This window comes from Frankia sp. AgKG'84/4 (assembly GCF_023242965.2).
GTDB lineage: Bacteria > Actinomycetota > Actinomycetes > Frankiales > Frankiaceae > Frankia.
In genome coordinates this window covers 1-5,084 of record NZ_JALKFU020000384.1, presented here as the reverse complement: position 1 = coordinate 5,084, position 5,084 = coordinate 1, and the positions used below count along the sequence as shown (strand labels likewise).

Sequence of the window (5,084 nt, the reverse complement as noted above, 5' to 3'; positions counted from 1 at the left end):
GCTCCGGCGGCGGGCGGGTCGGCCGCGGCCGGCGTGTCGGCCGAGGCGGACGTGCTGACCGCGCGCGGTGCTGGGTCCGGCGGTGTGTCCGGCGATGTGCCCGAGGTTTCAGTCATGTCGCTCACTGGAGGAGGTAGATGGTCGCGAACAGGGCGATCCAGACGACGTCGACGAAGTGCCAGTAGTACGACACGACGATCGCCGATGTCGCCTTCTCCGGCGTGAAGCGCCCGAACGTCGACCGGCCCAGCACCATGACGAAGGCAACGAGCCCGCCGATGACGTGCAGCCCGTGGAAACCGGTCGTCAGGTAGTAGACCGACCCGTAGGCATGCGACGCCATCGTGAACTTGTTCTCGCCGAAGTACTCGTTCGCCTGACCGCCGACGAAGATCGCACCCATGATCAACGAGATCAGGTACCAGCGTCGCAACCCGAACACGTCGCCGCGTTCCGCGGCGAACACCCCGAGCTGACAGGTGACGCTGGACAGCACCAGGATCACGGTGAAGAACAGCGCGTACCCGACGTGCAGCTCCACGGGGCCGTGTTCGGAACCGGCGGGATCGCCGGTCACAGGCGGCCAGTTGCCGCTGTTGACCGAACGGATCGTGAAGTACATCGCGAACAGGGACGCGAAGAACATCAGCTCCGACGACAACCACACGACCGTGCCGACCGAGACCATCGAGGGACGGTTGGCCGTCGGGTGTGGAGGTGGAGCCTTCTCGAGGACGGGGGCTGAGGCCACGTCGGTCATTCTGGCACGCGACGCGGCAGGCGCCACCGTAGGTTCGACGTTCGGTAGGACTACGACTCGTCGATGACGCGCCCACAGCGCCGCACAGGCCCCGGTACATCCCGCACAAACCGCTGCGGCACAGCCAAAACCGCAGGTCCCGGGCCGCCCGCACGGGCAGTGGAAAAAAGCCCACCGATCGGCGACCGCCGGCCAGATGTTGCGTGCCTCACCCGCGTCACGTCCACCGCAGGGGCCGGGTCTGCCGGCACGGCGGGGCGGGGCCGGTTGGCACGGCCCGACCGGCCCGACCCGGGCGCGTCACCGGGCGCGCACGCCGCGGCAAAGCCCCCGGTCGCCGCTTCCGCGGCGGCCGGGGGCCGGAAGGACCAGGTCAGCCGGACAGCGCCGCGAGGGCGCGCAGCCCGTCCGCGGGCAGCGCGATGCCGGCCTCGGAGCCGGGATCCACCGCGAGCAGCAGGTCGTCGGACGGCCAGATCCGCCCCAGCGTCGCGATCTGGACGGTGCGGTAACGATCCACCTCCGGCAGGGCCGCCGCGAGGCGGGTCTCGGAGGTGAAGGTCGGGACGAACTGGGTGCCGTCCTGGCGTTCGGCGACGGGCAGCTGCAGGACGTCGCTGTCCGTCGTGGTCAGCTCGTCGATCTCGCTGCCGAGGTCGGGCAGCAGGACATCGGCGACCGCGAGGTCGCTGAGCGCGGTGCGCTCGTCCTCCCCGTCGGCGAGGCGGCGCAACGCGGCCCGGGCGGCGTTGCCCTGCTCGGTCGCCCGGCCCGGTACCGCCGGCGATTCGACGTCCATCGCGGCCTGCGGGTCGCCGAAGGACGGGCCACCAGGGCGCGCTGCGCCGGGCCGCGGGGCGCCAGGGGTGGGCACGGCGGCGGAGTCGGCGGACGCGAGGTCGGGACGTAGCTGGTCATCGGTCATGGGTGAACTCCCTTGACGTGGACGAGCGTGCTGACGTGTCGTGCCGTAGGCCCATCGCCTACCCGGGCCGGGGCACTCCCGAACGGACCGGTCCCGACGAATCCGCCCGCGTCAGGAGCGCAGGGCGAGGTCCGCGATCAGCGCCCGGCGGGTCGCCCCGACCAGCGGCGTGCCGTCGCTGTACTCGCGATGGTCGATCACGAGCTCGGCCGGGACCGCCGGGTCGCGGAAGGCGTCACGCAGCTCCTCACCGAGCGTGAAGCGAACCATGTGCACCGACACCGTCTCGCTGGGCACGTCGGGGTCCTCATCGAGGCCGGGGATCTCCACTCCCGGGACGCGACGCCCGCCGATCTCCAGGAACAGGCTGTGCTGCAGGCCGGCGAGGCGGCTGAGCTCGTCGCGCACCGTCTCCAGCTCCGCGAGCTCGATGAAGATCGTCGCGGTGAGGACGTGGCTGTCGGGCAGCAGCCGGGAATAGGCCTCGATCTCGTGCGCGACCTCCGCGGAGGCCGTCAGGCGCTCGGTGTAGACCATCTCCTGCACCTGATAGCGCAGGGTCTGTTCGTTCTCGAACTCCGCGACGACGAGGTCACCGACCCGGACCCTGCGCTCGGCACGGACCGGGATCATCTGCCGGCGCAGGTCGGGTCGACGCTGCGCGTACGCCCGGTGATCAGTGGTGATGTCGGCGACGGTCAGCGCCATCAGAGGCCTCCGGAGGGGGCTGTCGTCTTCAGGTGACAGGGCGATGGTGGGTATACCAGCGGGCCAGGGCCACGCACGGGCGTGGAACAGACCGGCGACCGGTCCCTGGCGCCGGGGCGCCGGGAGCCGATCGCCGGAGGTCATGCGGGTGGTGCGGGTGGTGCGGGTGGTGCGGGCCGATCAGGCGTCGGCGGTCTCCTCGGCGGTCAGGGCGTCGAGGGCCTTCTTGAACCGACCGGCGTGGGTCTTCTCCGCGCGGGCCAGGGTGGAGAACCAGTCCGCGATCTCCTCGAAGCCCTCCTCGCGGGCGGTCTTCGCGAAGCCGGGGTACATGGCGGTGAACTCGTAGGTCTCGCCGGCCACCGCGCTGGCCAGGTTCTTCGCGGTGCTGCCGAGCGGCTCGCCGGTCGCCGGGTCGCCGACCTCGGCGAGGAAGTCCAGGTGACCGAACGCGTGGCCGGTCTCGCCCTCCGCGGTGTCCCGGAACAGCGACGAGGCGTCGGTGAGGCCCTCGATGTCGGCCCGGCGCGCGAAGTAGAGGTAACGCCGGTTCGCCTGGCTCTCCCCGGCGAACGCCTCCTTGAGGTTCTCGTGGGTCTTGGTGCCGTCAAGCTTCGGCATGAAGCGCTCCTTCGGAATGGATGTGCACTGATGAGCCGGTCCCGCCCGCGACAGGGGCCGGATCGGAGCCGCGCGCCTGACACTCCGGGCAGATACCCCGGAACTGCAGGTCGTAGCCGGTGATGGCGAAGCCCGAGCGGCGCGCGATCTCCGCCACGATTCCGTCCGGGACAGGGTGATCAAGGTCGACCGCGCAGCCGCAGCCGTCGCAGACCGCGTGATCGTGGCGGCTGGTGTTGGCGTCGTACCGCGCCGCCGCGCCGTCGCCCAGACTGAGTTCCAACGCGCGACCGGTCGAGACCAGCAGCGCGAGGGTGCGATACACCGTAGCGCTGCCGATCCGCGGCGAGACGCGGCGCACCCGCTCGTACACCTCCGCCGCCGTGGGATGGTCGTGGGCGTCCCGCAGCACGTCGAGCACGGCCATACGCTGCGGGGTCAGCCGGAGATCGGTCTGGTCGGTCATGGATCACGCCCGTCGAGTTGAGAACGACTCTCAGTATCACGCACCCACCCCACCAACCGCAAACGGGGCGCCGCCGGCCCCGCCGACCGCTGCGCGCCGACGCCCGGGGCGCGTCGAACCCGGCGCGCGCGGATCGCGTGCGGGCCCGACCGGGTAATCTTCGGGACGGATCGCGCCGGGCACCCCGTCATGAAGGTGGACGCCATGAAGACCGTCCTCGTCTACGCCGACCGTCCGGACGTGCGCGCGCGCGTCCTGTCCGCCATCGGCCGGCGGCCCGCCGAGGACCTCGGCCCGCTGGAGTTCGTCGAGGCCGCGAACGCCGCCGAAGCGATCAACATCGTCGACCACCACGAGGCCGACGTGTGCGTGTTCGACGCGGAGGCCGTCCCCACCGGCGGCATGGGCCTGTGCCGACAGCTGAAGAACGAGGTCGCCGACTGCCCGCCGACCGTTCTGCTCGTCGCCCGCGCGGACGACCGCTGGCTGGCGACCTGGTCGCAGGCCGACGCGGTCCTCACCCACCCGATCGACCCGGCGCGGCTCACCGAGGCGGTCGTGACCCTGCTGCGGGCCCGCGCCGGCGGGGCGCTCGCGCGCCGTCCGGTCACCGGCGCCCAGCTCGCCGGTTGACGCCGATGACCGTGGAGGCGACCGTGCCGACCGCAGCCGCGCGCACACCGGCGCCCACCGCGACCCCGCCGAGCTGGCCGGGCCTGATCGGGGCGCTGCTGGCCGGCGAGACGCTGGACCACGCGCGCACGGCGTGGGCCATGAACGAGATCATGGCCGGCGCGGCCACCGGCGCGCAGATCGCCGGGTTCGCGGTGGCGCTGCGGGCCAAGGGTGAGACGGCCGCCGAGATCGGCGGGCTGATCGAGGGCATGCTCGTCCACGCCGCGCCGCTGCAGGTCTCCGACGAGCTGCGGGCCCGCGCCGTGGACACCTGCGGGACCGGCGGCGACCGTTCCAACACGGTCAACATCTCCACGATGGCGGCGCTCGTCGTCGCGGGCGCTGGCGTGCCCGTGATCAAGCACGGCAACCGCGCCGCGTCGTCGTCCTGCGGCTCCGCCGACCTGCTCGCCGAGCTCGGAGTCGTCGTCGACCTGCCGCCCGGCGGGGTCGCGGCGACCCTGGACCGCGCGGGCATCTCCTTCTGCTTCGCCCGGGTCTTCCACCCGGCGTACCGGCACCTGGGGGCGCCGCGCGCCGAGATCGGCGTGCCGACGGCGTTCAACATCCTCGGCCCGCTGACGAATCCGGCGAACCCCGGCGCCCAGGCCATCGGCGTCGCCGACCCGCGCCTCGCGCCGATCGTCGCCCAGGTGCTGGCCGACCGCGGCACCCGCGCGCTGGTCTTCCGCGGCGACGACGGCCTCGACGAGCTCTCCCCCGTGACGACGTCCACCGTCTGGGTCGTCGCCGGCGATCCCGCGGGCACCCCGCGCCCCCCGGCGGAACACCCGGTCTCCGGGGGCGCCGCGGCGCCGAGGCGGGACCGGTTCGACCCGCGCGACGTCGGCATCCACGTCCCGGACGTCGCGGCCCTGCGCGGCGCCGATGCCCCGCACAACGCCGCGGTGGCCCGCGCCGTGCTGGCC

The 5,084-nt window shown here is 72.7% G+C and carries 7 protein-coding genes; 2 read left to right on the top strand and 5 right to left on the bottom strand.

The features are described from left to right. Nucleotides 1–121: 121 nt before the first annotated feature. From ctaE to MXD58_RS19555, 5 genes are all read right to left on the bottom strand, one after another. Entirely contained in the window at nt 122–760 is a 639-nt protein-coding gene (gene ctaE, locus MXD58_RS19575) for an aa3-type cytochrome oxidase subunit III (RefSeq protein WP_248837219.1), read from the bottom strand. Nucleotides 761–1,133: 373 nt separating this feature from the next. Next, nucleotides 1,134–1,685 carry an SseB family protein gene (locus MXD58_RS19570; protein WP_248837218.1) on the bottom strand — a complete coding sequence of 184 codons (552 nt, stop codon included), beginning with the start codon at nt 1,683–1,685 and terminating at the stop codon, nt 1,134–1,136. Nucleotides 1,686–1,796: 111 nt separating this feature from the next. Beyond that, nucleotides 1,797–2,393 carry a DUF3501 family protein gene (locus tag MXD58_RS19565; RefSeq protein WP_248837217.1) on the bottom strand — a complete coding sequence of 199 codons (597 nt, stop codon included), beginning with the start codon at nt 2,391–2,393 and terminating at the stop codon, nt 1,797–1,799. Nucleotides 2,394–2,573: 180 nt separating this feature from the next. After that, on the bottom strand, nt 2,574–3,014 hold the full coding sequence (locus tag MXD58_RS19560) for a rubrerythrin family protein (RefSeq protein ID WP_248837216.1): 441 nt from the start codon (nt 3,012–3,014) through the stop codon (nt 2,574–2,576). Beyond that, entirely contained in the window at nt 3,001–3,480 is a 480-nt protein-coding gene (locus tag MXD58_RS19555) for a Fur family transcriptional regulator (RefSeq protein ID WP_248837215.1), read from the bottom strand. The genes MXD58_RS19560 and MXD58_RS19555 overlap by 14 nt, the downstream gene beginning before the upstream one ends. A gap of 204 nt (nt 3,481–3,684) precedes the next feature. Here MXD58_RS19555 and MXD58_RS19550 point away from each other — a divergent pair, with 204 nt between their 5' ends. After that, nucleotides 3,685–4,113 (top strand): response regulator transcription factor, encoded by a 429-nt coding sequence (locus MXD58_RS19550; RefSeq protein ID WP_248837214.1) that lies wholly within the window; start codon nt 3,685–3,687, stop codon nt 4,111–4,113. 5 nt (nt 4,114–4,118) lie between these two features. Then, the coding region (gene trpD, locus MXD58_RS19545; RefSeq protein WP_250609694.1) for an anthranilate phosphoribosyltransferase at nt 4,119–5,084 on the top strand (966 nt) is incomplete at its 3' end.

Coding starts and splice junctions, on each gene's coding strand:
- ctaE (WP_248837219.1), bottom strand. CDS start 760: ATGACCGACGTGGCCTCAGCCCCCGTCCTCGAGAAGGCTCCACCTCCA.
- MXD58_RS19570 (WP_248837218.1), bottom strand. CDS start 1,685: ATGACCGATGACCAGCTACGTCCCGACCTCGCGTCCGCCGACTCCGCC.
- MXD58_RS19565 (WP_248837217.1), bottom strand. CDS start 2,393: ATGGCGCTGACCGTCGCCGACATCACCACTGATCACCGGGCGTACGCG.
- MXD58_RS19560 (WP_248837216.1), bottom strand. CDS start 3,014: ATGCCGAAGCTTGACGGCACCAAGACCCACGAGAACCTCAAGGAGGCG.
- MXD58_RS19555 (WP_248837215.1), bottom strand. CDS start 3,480: ATGACCGACCAGACCGATCTCCGGCTGACCCCGCAGCGTATGGCCGTG.
- MXD58_RS19550 (WP_248837214.1), top strand. CDS start 3,685: ATGAAGACCGTCCTCGTCTACGCCGACCGTCCGGACGTGCGCGCGCGC.